Consider the following 23,245-nt stretch of genomic DNA (forward strand, 5'->3'; position numbering starts at 1 on the left):
ATGACTTTCGATTTCTTTTCCGCCCGCCGCCCCTCTACCCTGGCTTCCGAGGCGATGATCGCAACATCCCACCCCCTTTCGACCGCCGCCGGTCTGGAAGTCTTGACAGACGGTGGCAATGCCGTCGACGCCGCAATTGCTGCTGTTGCCGTCCAGTGTGTGGTCGATCCGCTGATGACGGGTATTGGCGGCGACTGCTTTGCCCTCTACGCGCCGAAGGGCGGCAAGGTGAAGGCACTGAACGGTTCGGGCCGTGCGCCTGCCGCTGCCACTCTGGAGGCACTGAAGGCTGCAGGTCTCGAAGGCGAAATTCCGCAGACCAGCCCGCATTCCGTCACGGTGCCAGGCGCGATTTCCGCCTGGTGCCTCCTTCACGCGGACCACGGGTCGCTGCCGCTGGACCGGCTCTTTGCCCGTGCAATCGGCTATGCTGAGAATGGTTATCCCGTGACACCACGTGTCGCAATGGACTGGAGCGCGCATGCTGTATTGATTGGAAGCGATCCTCATGCTGCCAAGGTGTTTCTGCCGAATGGAAAAGCCCCGGTTACAGGGGAGCGGCACGCGCAGCCTCTTCTGGCAGTGCGCCTCAAGGAGATCGCGTCAAAAGGCGCTGCCGGTTTCTACGAAGGTGAAACCGGCTCAAACATGGCCGCGCATCTGCGGTCGCTCGGCGGTCTTCATACGGTGGACGATTTCAACGAAGGCAGCACACAGGCGCATTGGGTGGAGCCGATCTCGACTTCCTATGGCGGATATGACGTGCTGGAATGCCCGCCCAACGGCCAGGGGCTTGTTGCACTTGTGATCCTGCGGCTGCTTTCGAAGTTCGACATGGGGCAGGGGCTTTCCGAGGCAGACCGTATTCACCTGCATGCCGAGGCGACGAAACTGGCCTATCATCACCGCGACGTGCTTCTGGCTGACCCGGTCACCTGCGAGGGACTGGCGGAGACGCTTCTATCCGATCGTGTCATCGACACGCTTGCGGCACGCATCCGAATGGACAGCGCCCTGCCGCCGACCCTCTGGGATGAACCGGAACACAAGGATACGATCTACCTCAGCGTGGTCGATGCGCAAGGCAACGCGATTTCCTTCATCAATTCCATCTTCCATGGTTTTGGTTCCACGCGGGTCGATCCGAAGACCGGCGTGCTTTTCCATTCGCGCGGCAGCTCGTTCCGCCTGATCGAAGGCCATCCCAATGTGATCGCCCCGAAGAAGCGTCCGATGCATACGATCATCCCCGGGATGCTGTGCAAGGATGGCGCAGCGGTGATGCCGTTCGGCGTCATGGGCGGCCATTACCAGGCATCAGGGCATGCGGCCTTCCTGTCCGGTGTTCTGGATCTCGGACTGGATTTGCAGGCTGCCATGGATGCGCCGCGCAGTTTTGCCTTCGGCGGCGAATTGCAGATCGAACCCGGTATCGGAGAAACGACCCGCGCTGACCTTGCCGCCCGCGGTCACAAACTCAAGGTGGTGGCGAGCCCCCTCGGAGGCAGCCAGGCAATCCGTATCGACACGCAGAACGGCGTCCTCATCGGCGGCAGCGACAGCCGCAAGGATGGAATGGCACTGGGGTTCTAGGGCAAGTCCTTTTCCGATGAAGCAAACGGGATGCGGCATGGCGGATAGAGGCTGACGCAAACTTCCCCAGCGCACTGGGCAGTTGGCGAAGCCGAACAGAACTTGGAGCAGGAAGGCCGCGGCCTGATTGCTCCAGTGGACGCGTTCCGACGTCGACCGTTCATAGGTCGCTCGCCTCCAGTCAGGAAGCGAGCGTCCCTCCGAATGAAAGGGATGCGCGGACCGCCTGGCTGGTCCCGCATGGTCCTGCCGGAAGATGCGATTGCTCGACTGGTCAGATGATCTCTGGCTTTGCGGAGGCGAGAGCTCTCTTTCGTTGTCGCCCCCATCTGGTCGCGGCAGGTGAATGCGTGGCATTCAACGAGCGGGCGAAATCATGCTTTTTTGAGCCGCCGCAGTTCCAACACCTGCCTGGCGGCCCTCCTTTTCAGATCGCAGGCCTCGCGGCGCAGATGCGTGAACACGTCGCAGATGGCCGAACGCCTCGTATCACGGCCAACCGTTTCCTTCCGGCTTTGGGGGCTTCTCAGACCTGCAGGAATAAAGCCGCTCGGCAATGTCGCAACCTTGGCACAGCCGGCATCGATTCCTCACCGCGCAAGCTCTACAACACGATGCAGATTCTCTCTCCCGCTGAAGTGGGCTTGTCGGTGGCGTGGTGTAAATCCCCGAAGACCTTTTCCCAAAGCTCGGAATATGTCGTGGAATTCCGTCTCATCAGCGCTGAAACCGGACCCGGCAACATATCAATTTCAAATCGGGTCAAGACCTCCGTTGACAATCAGCGAGAACAAGCTTCATAGTAGTAATAGTGGAGCATGTTCCACAATAATGAAATAAGGGGAACTTCCGATGTCTGTTCGCAAAACTCTGTTCGCGCTGTCCAGCGCGCTGATGCTATCAGTTTCTCCTGTTCTGGCTGCCGGAACGGTCAATGTCGCCATTATTGGCGAACCCGATACATTCGATCCGATGGTCTCGACCAAAGATGTTGTCAGCATTGTCACGCAGCACTTTGTCGAAACACTCTACACTTTTGACGAAAGCTGGGCCGTTGTGCCGCTACTGGCAGCCGATATGCCAGAAATCAGCGACGATGGCCTCACCTACAAAATCCCGCTGCGCGAAGGCGTAACGTTCCATGATGGCTCTTCCATGGACAGTGCCGATGCCGCCGCATCGCTGCAGCGCTGGCTCGAAGTTTCCAGTCGCGGCAAATCCGTTGCCGACAAGGTAGCAGGTATCGAAGCATCCGGCCCGAACGAAGTGACCATCACGATGAAGGAGCCCTATGCGCCGCTCCTGTCACTTCTGGCCTTTTCCAACTCCGCTGCAGTTGTTTATCCCGAAGAGATCATTGCGCCTGAAATTGAAACGATTGTCGGCACAGGCCCCTACAAGATCAAGGCTCATGAGCCGGACCAGTATACCCAGCTCGTCCGTTTCGACGGCTACACCCAGCCAACGGGCGCGGCTGAACGGAAACAGGTGCCTGATGAAATCCGGTTGATCCCGGTCCCCGACGGCAACACCCGCGCCGAAGGCCTGCTCTCCGGTCAATACGATTATGCCGACGGACTTTCGACGGAAACCTACGACCGTCTGGAAGCTTCGGACGCTGCGGAGCCGGTTCTCCTGAAACCCTTCGGCTGGCCGGTATTTGCGGTAAACCACAAGAAGGGGATCATGACGGATCTGAACATTCGCAAGGCTGTTCAGGCTGCACTTCCCTTCGACGATATGCTCTATGCGGGCTTCGGCGATGAGAAATTCTTCAAGACCGATGGCGCGCTCTATCCGGAAGGCTGGACGTGGCACAACAATGCCGGTGTGGAGCTCTATAACCAGAACGACCAGGCCAAGGCTGCGGAATATCTTAAAGCTGCCGGTTACGACGGGTCTCCGCTCCGCATCCTCACCTCGCATCAGTACGAGTTCCATTATCAGATGGCCGAAGTTGCAAAGGCGGGGCTGGAAGCGGCTGGCATGAAGGTTCAGCTGGATGTTGTCGACTGGGCGACGCTTGCTCAGAACCGCAACAATCCAGACCTTTGGGATATCTACATCACCCACTCGCCGTTCCTTCCGGAACCGGCACTTATTTCCAGCCTGTTCTCCACCGCGCGTGAAGGTTGGGACAATCCGACGAAGAACGAAATTCTCAACCGGTTCACCTCCGAAAGCGATCCGGAAAAGCGGAAAGCCATCTTCGGTGAGCTGCAGAAGATCGTTCTGGAAGATGTCGGCTTCATCAAGGTCGGCGACTTCAATGCACTTCAGGGCAAGGCAAAGGGCCTGACAGGGGTCAACCCGTCTCCTTGGCCGGCATTCTGGAATGCACAGGTTTCCAAATAAGCTTGCTTGAAATTGGCTGCGCCGGAATGTCCTGGCGCAGCCGTTTAACGACTACTCGCGGTTCTACAGGGTTCCATGGCAAAGTATCTTCTTCGGCGTTTTGTTGGAATGGTCGTGGTGATCATTCTCGTTCTGACAATCGCCTTCGTGCTCGTCAGGTTCGCGCCTGGCGACCCGGCTGCCTTGATGCTGGGCCCGGATGCCACGCCTCAGGAAGCCGCAGATCTGCGCACGCGGCTCGGTCTCGACGAGCCGATCATCGTGCAATACGCGACATTCGTCGGCAACGCACTGAAGGGGGATCTGGGCGAGTCGCTTTTCTTCAATCGCCCCGTGACCTCCATTCTGGCGGACCGTGCGGAGCCGACGATTTTTCTTGCGCTGATGTCGTTGTTTTTTGCGCTTTTCATCGCCACGCCGATTGGGATCTATGCGGCCTATAAACGCGGCTCCCTTCTCGATCAGAGCTCCGTGACATCGGCAATGCTGGCGGCGTCCATACCGAGCTTTCTGACCGGACTGGTCTTCCAGCGTGTGCTGGCGACCAACCTCGGCTGGTTTCCAACCGCCGGGTATGGCGGTCCCGATGCCGATATATGGGTGCGGCTCGGCCATCTCATCCTGCCCTCCATTACCCTGGGTATTACCAACTCCGCTTTGATCCTGCGTTTTACCCGCGCCTCCATGCTGGACATTCTGGGCGAGGATTACGTGCGGACCGCCCGGGCAAAGGGAATGCCGGAAACACGTGTCATCTTGCGGCACGCTTTGAAAAATGCCGGAATTCCGATCATTACCGTTGTCGGACTGACCTTCGCCCTTCTGGTGTCTGGTGCGGTGGTGACAGAGCGCGTCTTCAATCTGCCCGGCATGGGTAACCTGGTTGTCAACGCCGTCCTGCGCCGTGATTACCCCGTCATTCAGGGCACCTTGATCATTGTCGCGTCCATCTATGTGCTGATCAATCTGGCAACGGATCTTCTCTATTTCTTCATCGACAAGCGGGTCAAATACTGATGGCGACTGCATCTCAAATCCATCAGCCGCCCAGCTTTCGCGCCGTGCTCATGGCGCGCCGTTCGACTGTGGTCGCGCTGGTCTGTTTCGTCCTGATTGTTCTGGCATGTTACGTTTTGCCAACGCTCGATCTGACCGCTATCGGAAAGATGTCCGTGCGCAACAGGCTTACGCCGCCGGGTGCGGACTATTTTCTGGGAGCGGACGCGTTCGGACGCGATGTCCTCGGCCGCCTGCTCGTTGCAGGCCAGACGTCGCTGCAAATTGGTCTTGGCGTGGCGATCCTGTCATCGTCTGCCGGCATTGTCATCGGTCTGGTCGCGGGCTTTTTCCGGCGGCTCGACACACCTCTGTCGCGTTTGATTGACGCCATGATGGCGTTTCCCGATATCCTGCTGGCGCTGTCGCTTGTCGCGATTTTCGGCGGAACGGTCGGCAACGTCATCCTGGCGCTTTCCATTGTCTACACACCTCGTGTTGCCCGCATCGTGCGCGCCTCGACGCTGGTTGTTCGCGAATTGCCTTATGTCGAGGCGGCGCGTGCGCTTGGCTCCAGCACGCTGACGATCATGGTCACGCACGTTCTGCGCAATATCCTGTCCCCCATCCTGGTGCAGGCAACCTTCATCTTCGCCTATGCGATGCTGGCCGAAGCGGGCCTGACCTTTCTGGGCGTCGGCGTTGATCCGTCTACGCCCACGTGGGGCACGATGGTCAACGAGGGACGGCAATATATCGACAATGCCTTCTTTCTCATTCTCTTCCCGGGCGTTGCAATCGCGCTCTCCGTCCTCTCGCTCCAACTGGTCGGTGACGGTCTGCGCGATGCATTGGACCCCAAACTCAACAAGGAGACCTGAATGGCGCTTACCCTGACCAATTTCAGCGCGGTCGGTTTCGACAGTGCCCCGGATTCCATCCACATTGCGGATGACGGAACACTGCTCGATGACGCTCCCGAAAACGCGCGTCAGGTAGATCTGAACGGGGCCTATCTGTCTCCGGGGTGGTGTGACCTGCATGTCCATGTCTGGCATGGCGGGACCGATATTTCGATCAGAGCCAGTGAGGCTGGCCGCGCAACGGGCGTGACGGCCATGGCCGATGCCGGCTCGGCGGGCGAGGCAAATTTCCACGGTCTGAGGGAATATGTCATCGATCCGCATGCGGAAACCATCAAGGCCTTCCTCAATATCGGTTCGATCGGGCTTGTTGCCTGCAACCGTGTGCCGGAACTCATCGACTGGCGATCCATCGATATCGACAGAACGCTTGAGGTCGTGGAGAAAAACCGGGATGTCATCTGCGGCATCAAGGTACGCGCCTCCGGAGTGATTGTCGGCAGCTGGGGCATCACGCCGGCCAAGATTGCCAAGCGCGTTGCGGAAATGACCAATTTTCCGCTGATGGTACATGTCGGCGAACCGCCCCCCCTTATCGATGAGGTTTTCGACATCCTCTCGGAAGGCGACATCGTCACGCATTGCTTCAATGGCAAACCTGCAGGCTCCATACGCGATACGCCTGCACTCTTCGCCATGGCACAGGACATGGCTGACAGAGGCATTCGCATGGACATCGGCCATGGTGGAGCGTCGTTCAATTTTGAAACGGCACGCGCTTCCATTGCCGACGGGCTGCGCCCGTTCTCCATTTCCACCGACCTGCACAAGGTTTCCATTGAATCGCCCGTCTACGACCTGGCGACCACAATGTCGAAACTGCTGGCGGTCGGCCTGCCATTTGAAGACGTCGTCCAGGCGAGTTGTGCCGCACCGCGGTCGATTCTCGGTCTTTCCGGCAGAGATGGCCTCAAGACCGGTATGCGCGCCGACTTCACCATCTTCGATCTGGAAGATGCCGACATCGAAGTCCTCGACAGTCAGGGCAATTCGATGGTGATGGACAAGGTCTTTGAGCCGCGCGCAACGGTTCTCGGCGCCGATATGCAGGCGGCGAGCCGGAGGCTTCCGTGATGGATAACAGCGCGATCCTGAAGGTTGACGGATTGCGCGTCGGCTTTGGCAAGGGATCCGGGCAGGTCACGGCCTTGCGGGATGTCAGTTTCGAGATCGCGCGGGGCCGTACGCTGGCACTTGTTGGCGAAAGCGGTTCCGGCAAGTCGGTGACTTCGCTTGCTCTGATGGGGCTGCTGCCGCCGGCGGGCCGCATTCTGTCCGGTGAGCTGACCTTCAAAGGCAGGTCGGGAAAGACGGTCGATCTGGCAACCCTGTCCGCCCGCGATTTTCGCAATATTCGCGGGTCGGAGATCGCCATGATCTTCCAGGAGCCCATGTCGTCGCTTAATCCGCTTTTCACGATTGGCGATCAGATCGGCGAAATGCTTCTGCTGCATGAAAACCTGGATGCCGACGAGAGGCGCAAACGCGTCGTCGAAATGCTGGAAATGGTCGAGATCCCCGGTGCCGCAAAACGTGCCGATACCTATCCGCACGAGTTGTCCGGGGGCATGCGCCAGCGGGTGATGATCGCCATGGCGATGATCTGCAATCCGGCTTTCCTGATTGCGGACGAACCGACAACCGCACTGGATGTGACCATTCAGGCGCAAATTCTCGATCTGATGCGGAGGCTCCAGCGCGAGCGCCAGATGTCGATCCTCTTCATCACGCACGATATGGGCGTGGTGGCCGAAATGGCCGACGATGTGGCGGTCATGTATGCGGGCAGCGTGGTTGAACAGGCGCCCGTCAATGATCTTTTCGACCAGACAAGGCATCCTTATGCACGTGGCCTCCTTGGCTCAATTCCCAGTCCGAACCGTCCTGAAGGCGAACGGCTCAAGTCTATTCCGGGATCCGTGCCGCCGCTCAATGCGTTGCCGGAAGGCTGCGCCTTCGAGCCAAGGTGTGCCTTCGCCATGCCAGCCTGCAAGAAGCCCGTCGCGTTGCAGACGAAAGCGCCGGGGCATTTGGCAGCCTGCATTCTGGAACAGGAGCTGGTTGAATGACTGAGCCGCTTCTGCAAATCCGCGGTCTGACGAAGATATTTGAAACGTCCGGCGGCCCTGTTCACGCGCTGGAAGATATCAGTTTCGATATCCCGCGCGGGTCCATCACAGGTCTCGTCGGCGAAAGCGGCTCGGGCAAAACAACGCTTGGGCGCAGTCTGCTGCGCCTTGTCGAGCCGACGCGCGGCCAGACCATTTTCGATGGTACCGATCTGAACACGCTCAGCGCCAGCCAAATGCGCCAGATGCGCCGCAGGATTCAGATCATCTTTCAGGACCCGATGTCCTCGCTCAACCCGCGACTGCGGATCGCGGATCTGATCGGGGAAGGCTTGAAGGCATTCGGCATCTGCAATCGTCGCGAGCGCCGTGATCGTGCCGCGGCCCTTCTGGAAGAAGTCGGGCTTTCCGGGGACCACCTGAACCGCTTCCCTCATGAATTTTCCGGCGGGCAACGTCAACGGATCGGTATCGCGCGTGCATTGGCGCTGGAACCGGAATTTATCGTGGCGGACGAAAGTGTCTCGGCGCTGGATGTTTCGATTCAGGCGCAGGTGCTCAATCTACTGCTGGATTTGCGTGAAAAGCGGAACCTGACCATGCTTTTCATCGCCCACGACTTGTCGGTTGTCGAATATCTCTGCGATCAGATCGCCGTGCTCTATCTGGGCCGCCTTATGGAGATCGGGCCGTCACGGGCCGTCTATCACAAGGCAATGCACCCTTATACGCGTGCGCTCAACTCCGCGATCCCGCTGCCCGATCCACGTGCCAAGCGGTCCCGTGAGCTTCTTCAGGGCGATATTCCCTCCCCACTCAATCCACCATCGGGCTGTGTATTCAGAACGCGATGCCAATTTGCCGACGCGGATTGTGCTGATGGCCTGCCCCATCCCGTTGCCGTTGCTGAAGGTCATGTCAGCTACTGCAAGAAAATCGAGGTATTAAATGACAACTGAATTACGCGCCGAAACGCCTGAAACACGCTTGAAGGCACTCGGCCGTCCCTTGCCGGATAGCCCGCCTTCGCCTATCGGCGCGTTCAAGAATGTGCGGCGTTCAGGCAACATGCTTTATGTCTCCGGGCAGGGGCCTGTTCTGCCGGATGGCAGCTTGCTGAAAGGCAAGGTCGGCGGCGATGTCACCGCCGAAGAGGCGAGGGAACATGCCGAGCTGGTCGCGCTCAACATTATTGCCGCTCTGAGGCAGTTTCTCGGGTCGCTGGATCATGTCGATGGAGTGGTCAAACTCCTGGGGCTGGTCAACGCCACACCGGAATTCGAACGCCATCCTCACGTGATTGACGGTGCGTCCAACATGCTCGCCCGTGTCTTCGATGACAAGCGCGGGCACGCGCGCTCGGCATTCGGTGTCAGCTCGCTCCCCAACCAGATCACTGTGGAAATCGAGGCCATTTTCGAGCTATCCGACAAGGCCACACACCAGACGGCACTCCGGGAAGCCTAATGATTTCCCAACGCCCGTTCGACAGACTGCGCCGCATTGCGAACTTCCGTGGCAATGCTCTCGAAACGGTCGGCAACCCGGTGCTTGGCCATGACAACCGACAGGGTCATAAGACATGCGCCCTGTTGGTCGCGGATCGGTGCGGCAATGCAGGCGACGGACTCCTCGGAGGTGTCGATCTGCACCGAGAGGCCTTCAAGAAAGGCCTCTCTCGACATCTTTGCCAGTTTCTCCGGGTCGGTTTCCGCCAAACCGGTGTGCGAAGGTTCGGCGCAGGCCTTGAAGATCGCAAGACGCTCGGCCTCGGGAAGGTGACCCACCAGCAGGCGCCCGGACGCGGTCCAGTTCAAAGGCACCCGTGTGCCAACGTCGGAGGTCACGCGAAAGGCTCCCGAACCTTCCGCCATGTCGATGACACTCATCTGGCCTTCGTCACGGGTGCAAATCTGAATCATTTCACCGGTGCGCTCATTCAGTTCGATCATCGCGCGGCGCGCCTCGGTAAAGGCGTTCATCCGCGTCCGGTAGGCAAGGCCGTAACGCATAAGACGCGGACCCAGCCAGACCCGGCCATCGGCGGTACGGCTCAGCATCGAACATTCTGCCAGCTCGTCTATAAGTTTATAGACGGTCGAAGCCGGGGCACCGGTGGCTTTCGCAAGCTCGTACGCCGTCATGGGAACGAGTCTTTCAGTCAGGATATCAAGTATTTGAAGGTTCCGCGTCAGTGCGCTGGTGCGGGTCCTGCGAGGGACTTTCATATCCATGACATCATCTCATTCCAGGGGCCAAAACAGTGGTCTCTGTGCCACAATAATGGAAGTGCTCGCAAGAGCAGAGGGAAAAATCATGGGCGAAAAACAATCTCAGCGTGAAGACTACGGCATCGACTGGTCATGGCATGATTCCATGGGAATAAGCCGCGTCGTCAATGTCTGCGGGACAATGACCTCGCTGGGGGGTTCGATTGCGAGCCTGCGCGTGGCGAAAGCAACTGCAGAGGCAATGCCGCGCTTTGCGCGCATGCACGAATTGCAAGCAAAAGCATCCGATCTGATTTCGCAACTGACCGGAGCGGAAGCCGGCTTTTTGACCGCATCGGCAAGCGCGGGGATCTCTCTCGCGGTCGCGGGCTGCATGACGGGCCTCGACCCGGCACGCGCGGAAGACCTGCCGTGTGAGCCAGGCCCGAAATCCGGGGTGGCGGTGCAGATGGGCCATTTGTGCGAATATGGTGCGCCAGTTTCCCAGGCCATTGAGCTGGTTGGCGGTCATGTGCGTATTGTCGGTCAATCCACACTGGCAAAGGATTATCAACTTGAGGCCGTTCTCGACGAGGGTGCTGCCGCCGCGCTTTACGTGATTTCGCACCATGTCGTCGACTACGGCATGATCCCGCTGAAACGCTTTTGCGAGATCGCGCATGCCAAGGGCGTTCCGGTGATTGTCGACGCAGCCTCCGAGTATGAACTGGAGGGCTTCATTGCCGCCGGTGCGGACATAGCCATTTACTCCGGTCACAAATTCATGGGCGGGCCGACGTCCGGCATCGTCGCCGGGCGCAAGGAACTTGTGCGTGCCGCTTACCTGCAAAACATCGGCATTGGCCGGGGCATGAAGATCGGCAAGGAAAGTATTGCCGGCGCCATCGAGGCAATGGCCCAGTGGCTCGAGCGTGATCATGACGCCGTTCGCGCCGCGGAAACCGCTGCATTGGAAATGTGGAAGGAAGCGATCGACGGCTTGCCGGGATTTGATGCCAAACGCATACCGGATCCGACCGGAAATCCTCTTGAGCGTCTGGAAGTCCACGTCGACCCGGCAATTGCCGGCGCAAGCGCTGCCCAATACGCCGTTGCATTCGGAAGTTACGACCCGCCGATTATCGTGCGCGGACACGAAACCGAGAAAGGCTACTTCCAGCTCGATCCCTGCAACCTCATGCCGGGTCAAGCCGAACTCGTGCGCGACGCTCTGCGGCAGGTGCTGACCTCGTCCGAGGCCGCCGCGGTTGATGAGGAAGCAGCACTGGCAGACACCCGCAACGGCGGAACGGAAAGCTACATGCGTTGGCTGGAAGACGTGTGAGAACACTCCAGTAGGTCGCCGAAACTCTTCAAAATATCGAAATAGCCGGTTCGCGGCAGATCCGTGATCTGCCGCCTACTTCTGCATTGTCCACCCGGCCTGGAAGACTGTTCCGGGAAAGGCGAGGACCGAACCCGGGGGCTGTCGTGGAGCGGCGTCACGCCCGAAGGGCGCTCTATGAGCGTATCTGCTTTTCTCCCGATCTGTTCTTTCAGGCAGACCAACGGGGCATTTCCCCAAAAGCCTACGCGCCGTTCAGGCCGTTCTGCGCTTAATCTTGCTCTATCACATTATTTGTAGATCCCGAGTGCGCGGCTGGCGGGGCGGTTTCTCGTGCGAAGTAAATGAATTCATTGGATGAATTTTGATCTTCTTCGGTCAAACGGACGTTTTGGCAGTCAAGCTGGATGTGAGGCCAGTGTTCGTAATGGTCTGCTGGACATGTCCATTATGGCAAAAAACTCAGATCAATTTCCGAAAGAGCAGTACCGAAGCGAGCGTTAAGCCCTCTGTTTTTCGCGATCCGCCTGGACAGGAATGCGCGCAAAAGCGAGGGCTTAAAACTCTGGCAAGCTCCGTTTTACCACTGTACGGGCTGGTTCGACATGCCGCGAACGACGGGTCTGGGCTTCGGGCGCGGCCGAGGAACGCTCTCGAAAGACAGCTGCTGTTTCAATAAGGCGAGCCGACGCGAAGTTTACTGAATGGCGGAGACACTGGCGAAACTTGTCTGGTGTTGGCTTGTTTCGGAATTGGTCTGGCTCTTTTGTCAAATTGGATATGAACCGTAGTCCAATACTGCTCTAGCTTTCATTCCAACGTATCCGCGGGATGGGCAGAGAAATGGCCGCCAACGGTCGATGTTTTCACCGTTGGGGCGGGGAATAAGGGGCAGAAGGTTTTCTGGCAGGCTGAAGGCAAGTCCGCTTCCAACCCAGCCAGTCCACACCGGCAAGCCTTCGATCCTGCCGGCGGCCGGTACCGCTCCCGATAGGCCGACACCTTCCAGTGGAAGCGTGCGGCCGGCCACGGGTAGCGCAAACACATCGCCCGGAGCTGGTCGACCGGGCGACCACAAAAAAGCACCGACCGGTGTCGCGTTCCAGAGCGGCGATTGTTCGATAGGAGGACTGTTTATGAAGCACAAGATGACTTTCACCCTGGTGTCGGCCCTGTTTGCCACAACGGCGATGGCCCATGCCGACGATCTGACGGTCGCCTCCTGGGGCGGCTCCTACCAGGAGGCCCAAAGCAAGGCGCTGTTCGAACCCGCAGCCAAGGCCATGGGCATCGATGTGAAGCAGGAAACCTACGGCGGCATGTCCGACGTCAAGCTGCAGGTGTCCACAGGCCAGGTCACGCTCGACATCGTAGCCAGCGGTTCCGGGTCTGCCGCCCGAGCAGGCGCGGAAGGCATGCTCGAGGAACTCGACTATGACGTCATCGACGTTTCGAATTTCGGGCCGACGCTCTACTCCAAATACTGTGTCGGCGGTGACGTGTTCTCCACCACCTACGCCTGGAACACGGATACCTACGGCGAGAACGGTCCGCAGAGCTGGGCGGATTTCTGGGACGTCGAGAAATTCCCCGGCAAGCGCGCGTACCGCAATAAGGTCGCCGGCGCGCTGGAGCCAGCACTCATGGCCGATGGTGTTGCGCCAGAGGACGTCTACAAGGTTCTCGATAGCGAGGAAGGCATCGAGCGCGCCCTCAACAAGATCCGTGAGCTGCGTCCGAATATTGATGTCTTCTGGTCGTCGGGTGCGCAACAGGCGCAGCTGATGAAAGACGGCGAAGTTGACATGACCACAGGCTGGAACGGACGTTTCGACAACGCCAAGAAGGATGGCGCCAAGGTGGCCTACTCCTATAATCAGGCACTGCTCGACTACGACTGCTTCGCCATCCCGAAGGGGGCGCCGAACAAGGATCTGGCGATGAAGTTCCTGGCCGAGATTTCCAAACCGGAATACCAGGACGACCTGCCGAAATACATCACCTACGGCCCGACCAACAATCTCGCCTTCGAAACCGGCGTGATCGATGCCGCAACTGCGGCTGGACTGCCGTCGTCGCCTGAAAATGCGGCCAAGCAGCTTCCGATCTCGCTGGAATGGTATGCGAAGTGGGAAACCGTCGCCTCAGAGATGTACCAGGAGATGATGACCGAATAGCTAGCCCCCCAACCCTGACGGCGGGCGCGCTGCGCCCGCCTCTATCTGTTCAATAGTAGGAGGGGCCCTTGCGGTCACAAGACAGCGACGCTTTGCCCATTTCGATCAGGGGCGTCACCAAGACCTATGGAGCGGTTCACGCGCTGGACGATGTCTCACTGGAGGTCAAAAGCGGCGAATTCATAACGCTACTCGGCCCATCCGGATCGGGGAAGACCACACTCCTGATGGTCATCGCCGGTTTCACGCGTCCGGATTGTGGAAGTCTGAAATTCGGTGAACGCGAAGTGATCCGAACGCCACCGCATCTGCGGGACCTTGGAATGACCTTCCAGAGCTATGCTCTGTTTCCGCACATGAGCGTGGCCGGCAACGTGGCCTATCCGCTAAAGCTCCGCAAACTGCAGAAAGCCGAGATTGCCGAGCGCGTGGAAAAGGCGTTGGAGACCGTTCAGCTCGGCGGCTACGGCGACCGGCGCATCACCCAGTTGTCGGGCGGTCAGAAGCAGCGCGTGGCGCTGGCCCGCTCCATCGTCTTCGAGCCGCGCATTCTCCTGATGGACGAACCGCTGTCGGCCCTCGACAAGAAACTGCGCGACCAGATGCAGATCGAACTGCGCCATCTGCATGAAAAACTGGGCATGACCACGGTCTATGTGACCCATGACCAGCGCGAGGCGCTGACCATGTCCGATCGGATCGCGGTCGTGAACAAGGGGCGCATCATGCAGCTAGCGAGCCCGCGCGAACTCTATGAGCGACCGGCGAACCGCTTTGTTGCCGATTTCATTGGCGACAGCACCTTCCTGCCGGTCGAAAGATCTGGCGAGCAGGTGTCTTATGGCGGCATGCCGCTTAAGTTTGTCCAGGCACCACCCGACACGCCGACCCTTGCCCTTATGGTGCGTCCGGAACGGATCGTCCTGTCCTCCGAAGGCCCTCGTGAGGGCGCAAACAACTTCGCGGCCACTGCCGTAGAAGTCGTCTACCAGGGCGACAGCTATCTTCTGCACGCAAGGCTTGATGACGGAACGCTGATTGCGCTTCGCGGCGGGGTGCGCGGCGCCAGCCTGTCTGCGCTGCCGAATGTGGGTGACAAGGTCACGCTGACCCTGGCACCGGAAGACACGGTTCTGATCGATGGAAGCGAGGCCTGAGATGCAGGCGACCCCGGCAAATGCGTCCGGACTGCGCGTCGACGAAAAGCTGGAGCGCATGAAGCTCTTTGGCCTGAGTTCGCCCGCGTTGCTTCTGGTCCTCGTCATTCTGGTCATTCCGGTGGGATGGCTTTTCTATGTCTCGTTTCTTGGCGGCAACGGTCAGTTCTCGCTGGAGAACTATCAGCGCATGGTCGAGCGCAGCTCCTACATGCGGATCTTCCGCACGACCTTCGAGGTCAGCCTTGTCACGACGGGTCTGTGCATCCTGATCGGCTATCCACTGGCCTATTTCCTGTCCCAGATACCGCCCAGGATCGCGAACCTGTGCATGATCACGGTGCTGTTGCCGTTCTGGACGTCTCTGCTTGTCAGAACCTATGCCTGGCTGGTGCTGTTGCAGAAACAGGGCCTCATCAATGAATGGGCAATGGCTCTCGGCTTGTGGGACGAGCCGATCAAGATGGTTCACAACATGACGGGCACGCTGATCGGCATGGTCCACATCATGCTGCCGTTCCTCATCCTGCCGGTCTACGGCTCCATGAAGGCCGTCGACCGGGACTACGTGAAGGCAGCGGCCAACCTGGGCGCCAGTCCGAGACGGGCGTTCTGGGATGTCTTCTTTCCGCTCACCATGCCCGGTCTTTTCGCAGGCACGCTGATGGTCTTCATTCTCTGCCTCGGTTTCTTCGTGACACCGGCCGTGCTTGGCGGTGGCAAGGTCATCATGGTGTCGATGAAGATCGTCTCCAACATCGAACTCTTCGTCAGCTGGGGCGCGGCCAGCGCCCTTGGGGTCGTGCTTCTGGCTTTGACCTTCGCGATCCTCTGGGTGGCGTCCCGCTTTCTGAAGCTCGACCAGATTGCAGGGGGAGGGCACTGATGTTCGCCTGGCTCAAGAAACCTGCAAGCGAGACCCAGATCACCCATGGCCAGCGCCTCTGGCTCTACGTGCTCGCGGTCATCATCATGGTTCTTCTGGTGACGCCGACGCTGATCGTCATTCCGATGTCGTTCTCCGACAGCCAGTATCTGGAGTTTCCGCCACGGGTCTGGTCACTGCGCTGGTACGAGCACTACCTTTCGTCGCCCGAATGGATGCTGGCCACCTGGACGTCGCTGAAGACCGCGTTTCTGACAATGCTGGTCGCGACGCCCGCCGGCGTTCTGGCCGCCTACGGTCTGCACGCCTCACAGGTGCGTTTCGTGCGGGCGGCCTTCCTGTTCCTGATCACGCCTATGATGGTGCCGCTGGTCCTCGTCGCCATCGGTGTTTTCTATGTCTACGCCCAGATAGGCATCCTCTACACGTTGTTCGGGCTGGTGCTGGCGCATTCCATTCTGGCGCTGCCGCTGGTGGTGATCGTGATCGGATCTGCTCTGAAGAGTTACGACATGAGCCAGGAAAACGCCGCGCGCAGCCTTGGGGCACCGCGCTGGAAGGCTTTTGTGACGATTACATTGCCGCAGATCCGCTTTGCGGTGGTGACTGCGGCACTGCTCTCCTTCCTGACCTCCTTCGACGAGGTGGTCGTCGCCATGTTCGTCTCGGGAGGCGACAACCCGACGCTGACGCGCAACATGTTCAACGCCCTGCGCGACCAGATCGACCCGACCATCGCGGCGATCTCGACCATCATGATCTGCGTGACCACCTTTTTGATGGTGTTGGCACAGATCTTCGGTCAGCAGCGGGCTGCGAAGGACTGAAAACCTTGATGCGCCGGGCATGGAACGCCCGGCGTTGTTTCCCCTCATGAAATCCGTTTCTCCTGGAGCCTTTGATGATCAATCTCCTGACCTTCGCCGACCTCGCCAGCCAGCCGCTCGGCGACTTTGCGGACAAGCCGACCACCTTGACCGAGGGCCAGAAGGAGGCCTCGACGATGCTGTGGACCTCTGCCGACGGCCACACCAAGATCGGTGTCTGGGAATGTATGCCCGGCCGCTTTACAGCAGACCGCACCAAGGCTGGCGAATATTGCCATATCCTCTCCGGGCGGGCGTCCGTGACCAATGCCGACGGCAGTGGAACAAGGGAGATCGGTCCCGGCGATCTGCTCGTCCTGCCGCAAGGCTGGACAGGGGAGTGGGTCATCCACGAGCACATGCGCAAGCTGTTCGTGATCGACGCTGCGCCGGCGGCGTGACAGGACGTCTGACCGGAAAGGCATAGCGCGAAGGTCGCATTGGTGGGCAACCGTCCCGGCTCCTAGGCGTCTTGGCCCCAATACCGAAAGCCGATGTCTTTTAAGGACAGTGCGTGTCGTCCGGTCCGCCAGCTAGAACCGATCCACTGAATAGTCCGACAGGTCGATGTTGGGTTTCCGCCCGCTGGCCAGAGCAGCGACCATACGGCCGAGCTTCGGGCCGATTGTGAGACCAATGTGCTGGCCGCCATAGGCATGCAGGATGTTCGGTGCGCCGGAAGCTTCGCCGAGCACCGGCAGGCTGTCCGGTGTCGTCGGGCGCCGTCCCATCCAGCTTTCCGTTTCGTCGATCTCGAGACCGGGATAGACGCGTGCGATTGCCTTGGAGATCAGGTTTACCGGCGCCTTCGCCGGGGTGGCATCGATGCTCGCGAATTCGACAACGCCCGCGATCCTCAGCGCATCCTGCATCGGCGTCATGACGACTTTTGCATCCGTGACCATATAGGGCTGCGGCGCCGTGAAAGCGGGGTTCTTCAGAACCACGTGATAGCCGCGCTCGGCGACGAGCCTCATCTTGACGCCGAGCTTTTTCGCGAGCGGGCTCGACCAGACGCCAGCAGTCAGGACGATCTTGTCAGCGCTCAGAACCTCGCCGCCCTCCAGGGTGACAGACGGCCTTGAGCCGGGCGTCATGTCCAACACGCGGCCCTGCCGGAAGGAGCCGCCCTCACCAAGGTAGGCCTCGAAAAGATCGGAAACATACTCTCCAGGCGAAGACAGCCACTTGTAGTCTTCAAAAACCGTTCCGAACCCGTACTGCGGACCGAGATTGGGGTCGCGCTGCAGTAGTTCTTCCCGGGTGAGCGTTGAAGGCACGAGGCCGTAGCGTTTGCGGGTTTCGATGCTCAGTGTGTCGCTTTCGTATTCTTCCCGATTTCGGAACAGGGTCACGAAGTCGCCGCTGCAAATGTGCCGTTCGGCTGGCGTGCCCTTGGCCAGCGCCAGATGCTGCTCGTTGGTGTCGAAGGTGATCTGTGACAGCGCCTTCGAAATAGGCGCAATCCGGTCCGGTGAAAGGTTCCGGTAGAAGGGAATGAGCCAGGGCAACAACCGGGGCAGATAAGACCAGCGCAGATAGAGCGGCGAACCCGGATCCAGCAGCATCGCGGGTGCCTTCCTGACGAGCGACGGAGAGGCAACGGGCATGACGGAGGCACGGGCCAACAGCCCGGCATTGCCAAAGGAGGCCTGTTCCGAAGAACCGGGGAGAACGGGATCGATCAGGGTCGTGCGCCAGCCATCTCGCCGTAGCCATTCCGCCGCCGCCAGTCCGGTGATCCCTGCACCGACGATGATGATGTTGCCTTGCACGCCGCTGTCTTTCGCCATTGAACCGCTGTCTGAAAGGTATGCCCCATAGGGGCGGTTTCAGGCAGGACCATTATGCGTTTTTTCGCAAGCCACTGCAGCGCGTTGCATCCGTCCTACTGTTTTTGCCGGAGGTCTTCAGCACCGGTCTCGCATCCGTCGATGCGCAGAAAATGGTATGAAAAGGTGCTGAAAATGGATTTAGAAAGCAGCCAATTGCTGTCGGGGAGGCGCAGAGCCCTGCTGTTGCCGGTCAGGGTTGACCGGAAAGACCCCGCGGCCGCGTGTCGGCCAGCCTTGATGACGACCCGCGCGCGAGTATCACCTGGAAACCGTGTGCGACGATCACGGCAGTATCGTCGCACACACGCTTGACCTGGCGCTGCGGGCATCTTCTTGCGGCAACGCGCTATAGTTTGCAGTTCCCTGCCGAAACCTCGCGGGCAGCCAATCAGACGGTACCAGATTTGTAGACATCCGCGAGGGCGTCCAGTTCCCAGTTTCCACCTGTCAGAATAACGCAAACCTTTGCGTCCGGCCTGACGGCGATCGAACCGGCCAACAAGGCTCCAATGCCAATCGAAGCGGCCGGTTCGGCAATCAATTTCGCATCGACGGCGAGTGAGCGCATGCCTTGAACGATATGCTCGTCGTCTACGAGAACGATCTCATCGACATATTTTTCGATGATTGGATAGGGGTTCCTGCCAGGAACGCTGATCCGCAAGCCATCGGCGATCGTGTCCTGCAAGGGAAGGGAGGTCGGCTCTTTGTTGATCCGGCTTTGATAGTATTTGGGTGTCAGCGCAGGCTCTACCCCGATGACGCGCACGCGCGGATTGGTTTCCTTGATGGCCGTGGCGACGCCGGAGATCAGCCCGCCACCGCCCAGGGGCACAATCACGGTGTCGACATCTTCCAGGTCCTCCAGGATTTCACAAGCCATCGTTCCCTGGCCTGCCATCACCATCGGATCCTCAAATCCATGGACCACCGTGTAGCCGTTTTCCTCGGCAATTTCATAAACCCTTTTCCATCTGGCGGCGTTGTCGCCATCGAAAAGAATGACTTCCGCACCAAGGGCTTTCGTATTTTCGACTTTCAACTTTGCCGTGGTGGTCGGCAGCACCAGCAAGACTTTCGTGCCCAGCATTCGGGCGACATAGGACAGGCCTTGCGCGTGATTGCCCGAGGAACTGGAGATGAGGCCCTTGGCGATCTTCTCTTTGGGCAAAGAGAGGACCGCGTTCAGAGCGCCTCGGATCTTGAACGCCCCGGTAACCTGCAGGGTTTCAGGTTTGAGATAGACTTGGCAACCGACAGCCTTTTCGATCCGTTCTGCGCGCAGCAGCGGCGTGCGCCTGATATAGGGTTCTATCCGTTTCCGGGCCTCCCGAATATCCTCGATGGTCGGGGAGTTGCGATGACTATCTTGCTGGTTCACCTTCGCGGCCTTTTTATTGTTCAGAGGAGGCTGGAGTTGAAGTTTTCTTGGCAACCTCAAGAAAAATCTCAGGTTTGCCCGATATGGAACGATCCCGTCAACGCGAGCAGACGCGGCTTATGAGAAGAACTCGAAATGCGTTCCGACGTTCTGCGCAATGGCGTTTTGATAAATCCTGTCGGCGGTGGTGATGTCCTGTATCGCCATGCCGGTGGAATCGAAGATGGTCACTTCATCTTCATGTTCGCGGCCAGGTTTGCGACCCAGCAATATCTCGCCGATTTCACCGTGAATATCATCACTGGTTATGATGTCATGGTTGAGCGGGTGCCAAGTCTCGCCCTTCTCGGAGCATTGCGCCAACGAGTCGACAACAATTTTCGCGTTTCTGAAAATCTCCGGCTCCAGTTCCTGCTTGCCGAATTGGTCAGTGCCGATCGCAACGATATGTGTCCCCGGTTTGACCCAGGCCGCTTCCACCGGAGCTCCAACGCCGCGTGTCGTCGTAATCAGGACATCCGCTTGCTCAACCGCTTCTTTCTTGGTTTCGGTGATGATCACCGGAATGCCGAATTCGCTTTCGATGTCGGCCTTGTATTTGGCAAGTTTTTCAGCCGTGCGGCTCCAGGCATAAATCTCGTCGATCTTCATGACCTCGTTGATGGCGCGAATTTGCATTCTCGCCTGATTTCCGGTGCCGATCGACGTGATTTTCGAAGCGTTTTTTCTGGCAAGCGCCTTTACCGAGACGGCCCCGGATGCGCCGGTTCTCAGCCCCGTGATCAGGCTTCCGTCCATCACGCAGATCAGGGCGCAACTCCTTGCGTCAAAGAGAATGATGGTCCCCATTCCGGTCGGCAAACCAAAGCTGGCCGGGTTGTTTGCGAAGCCCCCTGAAGAGGCCTTCATGGAGATTGTTTCATTGACTTTGTAATAGCCGAGCTTGAAGTCGATTTCTCCGCGCGGCGCAGGCATGTGAATGGAGAGATATTCCGGTTGTTCGACCTGTCCGCTGTTGAAGGCTTTATAGGCATTTTCAACAGCTTCGATAACTTCCCGATTGGAGATCAGGCGGCTCACTTCCTCTTTGTTCAGGAGCAACGTCTTCATGTCTCATCCTTGTTGGTCGCCAGAAGCTGCCTGGCCCTGGTTGTTTGATCTCCATAGCGCTCAGGCAGAACCGCCTAGCCGAGCGTCTGGCTGACAAGCGAGTAGGTGACAGGGCCCTCGACAACATCCGTTCCAAATTTCCGCAGCCGCTCGCCCAGTGACATGGTGAGGACCGTATCGAAAACGGACATGCCGCTGCCGGTAACCAGATGCGCGAAATCACCGCTTTCGAAGTGGGTGTCGAGCCGCAGAAATCGGCCTTCATGCTCTTTGATGTGAGGAGAAAGAACGTCGATTGCATCGGCATCGTTCGACGCGACAATAGGGCCAACCACATGGCCGCGCCCGAAACGTCTGCAGAGCGCGAAGGCCGTCAATACGCCGTCGCGATAAAGGCCATAGCCCACCGATTGCGCCAGGAGCTTGTCGATCAAACCCGCGCGCTCAACACCGAAAGCCGCGCCGTCAAGCGCCGTGATTGCCGGCAGATCGTCTTTCGTGAGGACACGAAGGTCGCCTTGCGGCGCATCACATGCGGCACCGGCGCCATCCTTCACGACACCCTGACACTGGAAAACAGTCTTTTCCGGCGTAAAGCCGAGCGAATGATAAAGCCGTTGGGCCGCGCGCGTGGCATTGAGCCTGAGGTTACAGCCCTCAAGCTCATTCAACGCATATTCCATCAGCCAGAGGCCGGTTCCTTGCGTTTGCAGCCGGGGAGACGTGATGACCATGCCGATTGTGGCCAGGCTTTCAGCCTGACGGTACCACATGGCGGATCCCATGATCCTGCCGATTTCGTCGTTGGTGACGACACCCTCGCCGACCTCGCGCAAGAACTGCCAGTCTTCACCCCGGTGCGGCCAGCCGACGGAAATCGACAGCGCATGCAATTGGTCGAGATCGGCATCCTGCACGTCGGCAATATGCATTGAAAAAGCGTCGATCTGATTTTTTTTGCTTGGCCCCAAAGCCTCGCTCCCGGCAATCAAGAGTGTTATTGACCAGCGCGCCATATTTGCGCAGCGCCCTGACCATCGTAAACCTGCGCCGCCGCATAAATTGCTCTTAAGACCCCCAAAAGCAAAACATTCGACCGAAGTGAGCGCAGGTTCGGCATTCAATCCCGCAACAATCCGTCATGCTTCATGCCTGCAATTTGAATTATGGGACCGCTTGTCGATGCCATTTGCCGGGGAAAACATGAAAGCGACTGACATTCTGGAGCGGCTGGTCTCGTTTCCTACCGTGGTAGGAACGCCTAACGGCGAGATTGTTGACTGGATTTGCTCCTACCTGGAGGCAGAGGGTATCGCGGTTACCGTTCTGCCTGGCCCGGAAGGCGACCGGAGCAACCTGTTCGCCACAATCGGCCCCCGGGACGTTCCCGGCTACATCCTCTCCGGCCATATGGACGTCGTGCCGGCAGAGTTGGCGGAATGGACATCCTCCCCGTTCTGCCTGCGCCGTGACGGCGAGCGGCTGTACGGGCGTGGCACGACAGACATGAAAGGTTATCTGGCCGCAGCACTCGCTGCTGCCCCGAAGCTGGCCAAGATGGGTCTTGCTCGGCCTGTGCATCTGGCATTTTCATACGATGAAGAGGCCGGTTGCCGGGGCGTGCCACATCTGCTTGCCGCGTTGCCGGATCTTTGCGCTGCCCCATTGGGCGCGATCATTGGAGAGCCCAGCAACATGCGGGCGGTGCTCGCCCACAAGGGCAAGTCCGCGGCAAGCGTCACCATTCAGGGGCGTGCCGGTCACTCCTCCCGACCCGATCTAGGGCTCAATGCCATTCATGCCATGGCAGGCGTATTGAATGCGGCTATCGAGGCAGCGGAACAGCTGTCTTCGGGTCCGTTCGATCAGGCCTTCGAGCCACCTTATTCCTCGCTACAGGCCGGGGTGATCTCCGGCGGCAAGGCTATCAACATCGTGCCGGACTTATGCCGGCTTGAACTGGAAGCGCGCGCAATATCAGGTGTCGATCCGCAAAGCCTCCTGACCCCGATCCGGAACAAGGCCGAAGCGCTGCGCGAGATGGGGTATTCGGTCGAGTGGACTGAAATGAGCGCTTATCCGGCGCTCGCGCTCGATGTGACTTCGCCACTGGTATCCTTGGTCGAGCACCTCACGCATCAAACGGCGCTAGGGGCGGTCAGCTACGGCACCGAAGCTGGCCTTTATCAGGGGGCTGGCATAGATGCTCTCATCTGCGGCCCGGGCGATATCGGGCGGGCGCACAAACCCGACGAGTTCATTCTCGAAAGTGAGCTTGTCGCCTGCCAGACCTTCATTGAAGCGCTCGGCCAGCGCTGCCAGGCCTGAGGCGGTTCAAATTA

General features: G+C 59.0%; 21 protein-coding genes. 16 read left to right on the forward strand and 5 right to left on the reverse strand.

Translation table 11 applies throughout. The features are described from left to right. The 9 genes from FMN63_RS10110 (at position 1) to FMN63_RS10150 (ending at position 9,403) form a co-directional block, all read left to right on the forward strand. Complete coding sequence (locus tag FMN63_RS10110; protein ID WP_148583850.1) at positions 1–1,593, forward strand: gamma-glutamyltransferase family protein; 1,593 nt, start codon at positions 1–3, stop codon at positions 1,591–1,593. A gap of 350 nt (positions 1,594–1,943) precedes the next feature. Beyond that, positions 1,944–2,396 (forward strand): hypothetical protein, encoded by a 453-nt coding sequence (locus FMN63_RS10115; RefSeq protein WP_148583851.1) that lies wholly within the window; start codon positions 1,944–1,946, stop codon positions 2,394–2,396. A gap of 49 nt (positions 2,397–2,445) precedes the next feature. Further along, positions 2,446–3,948 carry an ABC transporter substrate-binding protein gene (locus FMN63_RS10120; protein ID WP_148583852.1) on the forward strand — a complete coding sequence of 501 codons (1,503 nt, stop codon included), beginning with the start codon at positions 2,446–2,448 and terminating at the stop codon, positions 3,946–3,948. A 75-nt stretch (positions 3,949–4,023) separates the two neighbouring features. Further along, positions 4,024–4,965 carry an ABC transporter permease gene (locus FMN63_RS10125; protein WP_148583853.1) on the forward strand — a complete coding sequence of 314 codons (942 nt, stop codon included), beginning with the start codon at positions 4,024–4,026 and terminating at the stop codon, positions 4,963–4,965. Next, complete coding sequence (locus FMN63_RS10130; RefSeq protein ID WP_148583854.1) at positions 4,965–5,825, forward strand: ABC transporter permease; 861 nt, start codon at positions 4,965–4,967, stop codon at positions 5,823–5,825. Before FMN63_RS10125 ends, FMN63_RS10130 begins: the two co-directional genes overlap by 1 nt. Beyond that, entirely contained in the window at positions 5,826–6,941 is a 1,116-nt protein-coding gene (locus FMN63_RS10135) for an amidohydrolase/deacetylase family metallohydrolase (protein ID WP_148583855.1), read from the forward strand. Continuing rightward, positions 6,941–7,936, forward strand: coding sequence for an ABC transporter ATP-binding protein (locus FMN63_RS10140; RefSeq protein WP_148584061.1), 996 nt, complete (start codon positions 6,941–6,943; stop codon positions 7,934–7,936). Before FMN63_RS10135 ends, FMN63_RS10140 begins: the two co-directional genes overlap by 1 nt. Further along, entirely contained in the window at positions 7,933–8,895 is a 963-nt protein-coding gene (locus FMN63_RS10145; protein WP_148583856.1) for an ABC transporter ATP-binding protein, read from the forward strand. Before FMN63_RS10140 ends, FMN63_RS10145 begins: the two co-directional genes overlap by 4 nt. Then, positions 8,885–9,403 carry a RidA family protein gene (locus FMN63_RS10150; protein WP_148583857.1) on the forward strand — a complete coding sequence of 173 codons (519 nt, stop codon included), beginning with the start codon at positions 8,885–8,887 and terminating at the stop codon, positions 9,401–9,403. The genes FMN63_RS10145 and FMN63_RS10150 overlap by 11 nt, the downstream gene beginning before the upstream one ends. On the opposite strand, the gene FMN63_RS10155 is transcribed toward FMN63_RS10150, so the two are convergent. Then, positions 9,400–10,170 (reverse strand): IclR family transcriptional regulator, encoded by a 771-nt coding sequence (locus tag FMN63_RS10155; protein ID WP_148583858.1) that lies wholly within the window; start codon positions 10,168–10,170, stop codon positions 9,400–9,402. The genes FMN63_RS10150 and FMN63_RS10155 overlap by 4 nt on opposite strands. Before the next feature lie 82 nt (positions 10,171–10,252). Here FMN63_RS10155 and FMN63_RS10160 point away from each other — a divergent pair, with 82 nt between their 5' ends. The 6 genes from FMN63_RS10160 (at position 10,253) to FMN63_RS10185 (ending at position 16,978) form a co-directional block, all read left to right on the forward strand. Next, positions 10,253–11,491, forward strand: coding sequence for an aminotransferase class V-fold PLP-dependent enzyme (locus FMN63_RS10160; RefSeq protein ID WP_148583859.1), 1,239 nt, complete (start codon positions 10,253–10,255; stop codon positions 11,489–11,491). Between the two features lie 1,136 nt (positions 11,492–12,627). Continuing rightward, positions 12,628–13,668 (forward strand): ABC transporter substrate-binding protein, encoded by a 1,041-nt coding sequence (locus tag FMN63_RS10165; RefSeq protein WP_148583860.1) that lies wholly within the window; start codon positions 12,628–12,630, stop codon positions 13,666–13,668. Positions 13,669–13,736: 68 nt separating this feature from the next. Then, entirely contained in the window at positions 13,737–14,825 is a 1,089-nt protein-coding gene (locus FMN63_RS10170) for an ABC transporter ATP-binding protein (protein ID WP_148583861.1), read from the forward strand. 1 nt (position 14,826) lies between these two features. After that, positions 14,827–15,711, forward strand: coding sequence for an ABC transporter permease (locus FMN63_RS10175; protein WP_148583862.1), 885 nt, complete (start codon positions 14,827–14,829; stop codon positions 15,709–15,711). Continuing rightward, a complete protein-coding gene (locus FMN63_RS10180) occupies positions 15,711–16,538 on the forward strand; it encodes an ABC transporter permease (protein WP_148583863.1) in 828 nt (275 codons plus the stop codon). Before FMN63_RS10175 ends, FMN63_RS10180 begins: the two co-directional genes overlap by 1 nt. A gap of 74 nt (positions 16,539–16,612) precedes the next feature. Beyond that, on the forward strand, positions 16,613–16,978 hold the full coding sequence (locus FMN63_RS10185; protein WP_148583864.1) for a cupin domain-containing protein: 366 nt from the start codon (positions 16,613–16,615) through the stop codon (positions 16,976–16,978). Positions 16,979–17,110: 132 nt separating this feature from the next. Here FMN63_RS10185 and FMN63_RS10190 read toward each other — a convergent pair whose 3' ends face one another. The 4 genes from FMN63_RS10190 to FMN63_RS10205 all read right to left on the reverse strand — a co-directional run bounded on the left by FMN63_RS10190 (position 17,111) and on the right by FMN63_RS10205 (position 21,835). After that, complete coding sequence (locus tag FMN63_RS10190; protein WP_148583865.1) at positions 17,111–18,370, reverse strand: NAD(P)/FAD-dependent oxidoreductase; 1,260 nt, start codon at positions 18,368–18,370, stop codon at positions 17,111–17,113. A 430-nt stretch (positions 18,371–18,800) separates the two neighbouring features. Then, positions 18,801–19,793, reverse strand: a complete 993-nt coding sequence (locus tag FMN63_RS10195; RefSeq protein WP_148583866.1) for a threonine/serine dehydratase family protein — start codon at positions 19,791–19,793, stop codon at positions 18,801–18,803. Positions 19,794–19,910: 117 nt separating this feature from the next. After that, complete coding sequence (locus FMN63_RS10200) at positions 19,911–20,903, reverse strand: ornithine cyclodeaminase family protein (RefSeq protein ID WP_148583867.1); 993 nt, start codon at positions 20,901–20,903, stop codon at positions 19,911–19,913. Between the two features lie 74 nt (positions 20,904–20,977). Beyond that, positions 20,978–21,835 (reverse strand): GNAT family N-acetyltransferase, encoded by an 858-nt coding sequence (locus FMN63_RS10205; RefSeq protein WP_205513966.1) that lies wholly within the window; start codon positions 21,833–21,835, stop codon positions 20,978–20,980. 271 nt (positions 21,836–22,106) lie between these two features. Between FMN63_RS10205 and argE the strand changes: the two genes are divergently transcribed. Next, complete coding sequence (argE, locus tag FMN63_RS10210) at positions 22,107–23,231, forward strand: acetylornithine deacetylase (RefSeq protein ID WP_148583869.1); 1,125 nt, start codon at positions 22,107–22,109, stop codon at positions 23,229–23,231. Positions 23,232–23,245 lie beyond the last annotated feature (14 nt).

Source organism: Stappia sp. BW2 (assembly GCF_008107695.1).
Taxonomy (GTDB): Bacteria; Pseudomonadota; Alphaproteobacteria; order Rhizobiales; family Stappiaceae; genus Roseibium.

Coding starts and splice junctions, on each gene's coding strand:
- FMN63_RS10140 (WP_148584061.1), top strand. CDS start 6,941: ATGGATAACAGCGCGATCCTGAAGGTTGACGGATTGCGCGTCGGCTTT.
- FMN63_RS10205 (WP_205513966.1), bottom strand. CDS start 21,835: ATGCATATTGCCGACGTGCAGGATGCCGATCTCGACCAATTGCATGCG.
- FMN63_RS10120 (WP_148583852.1), top strand. CDS start 2,446: ATGTCTGTTCGCAAAACTCTGTTCGCGCTGTCCAGCGCGCTGATGCTA.
- FMN63_RS10185 (WP_148583864.1), top strand. CDS start 16,613: ATGATCAATCTCCTGACCTTCGCCGACCTCGCCAGCCAGCCGCTCGGC.
- FMN63_RS10200 (WP_148583867.1), bottom strand. CDS start 20,903: ATGAAGACGTTGCTCCTGAACAAAGAGGAAGTGAGCCGCCTGATCTCC.
- FMN63_RS10125 (WP_148583853.1), top strand. CDS start 4,024: ATGGCAAAGTATCTTCTTCGGCGTTTTGTTGGAATGGTCGTGGTGATC.
- FMN63_RS10150 (WP_148583857.1), top strand. CDS start 8,885: ATGACAACTGAATTACGCGCCGAAACGCCTGAAACACGCTTGAAGGCA.
- FMN63_RS10110 (WP_148583850.1), top strand. CDS start 1: ATGACTTTCGATTTCTTTTCCGCCCGCCGCCCCTCTACCCTGGCTTCC.
- FMN63_RS10165 (WP_148583860.1), top strand. CDS start 12,628: ATGAAGCACAAGATGACTTTCACCCTGGTGTCGGCCCTGTTTGCCACA.
- FMN63_RS10190 (WP_148583865.1), bottom strand. CDS start 18,370: ATGGCGAAAGACAGCGGCGTGCAAGGCAACATCATCATCGTCGGTGCA.
- FMN63_RS10145 (WP_148583856.1), top strand. CDS start 7,933: ATGACTGAGCCGCTTCTGCAAATCCGCGGTCTGACGAAGATATTTGAA.
- FMN63_RS10175 (WP_148583862.1), top strand. CDS start 14,827: ATGCAGGCGACCCCGGCAAATGCGTCCGGACTGCGCGTCGACGAAAAG.
- FMN63_RS10155 (WP_148583858.1), bottom strand. CDS start 10,170: ATGGATATGAAAGTCCCTCGCAGGACCCGCACCAGCGCACTGACGCGG.
- FMN63_RS10180 (WP_148583863.1), top strand. CDS start 15,711: ATGTTCGCCTGGCTCAAGAAACCTGCAAGCGAGACCCAGATCACCCAT.
- FMN63_RS10130 (WP_148583854.1), top strand. CDS start 4,965: ATGGCGACTGCATCTCAAATCCATCAGCCGCCCAGCTTTCGCGCCGTG.
- FMN63_RS10160 (WP_148583859.1), top strand. CDS start 10,253: ATGGGCGAAAAACAATCTCAGCGTGAAGACTACGGCATCGACTGGTCA.
- argE (WP_148583869.1), top strand. CDS start 22,107: ATGAAAGCGACTGACATTCTGGAGCGGCTGGTCTCGTTTCCTACCGTG.
- FMN63_RS10135 (WP_148583855.1), top strand. CDS start 5,826: ATGGCGCTTACCCTGACCAATTTCAGCGCGGTCGGTTTCGACAGTGCC.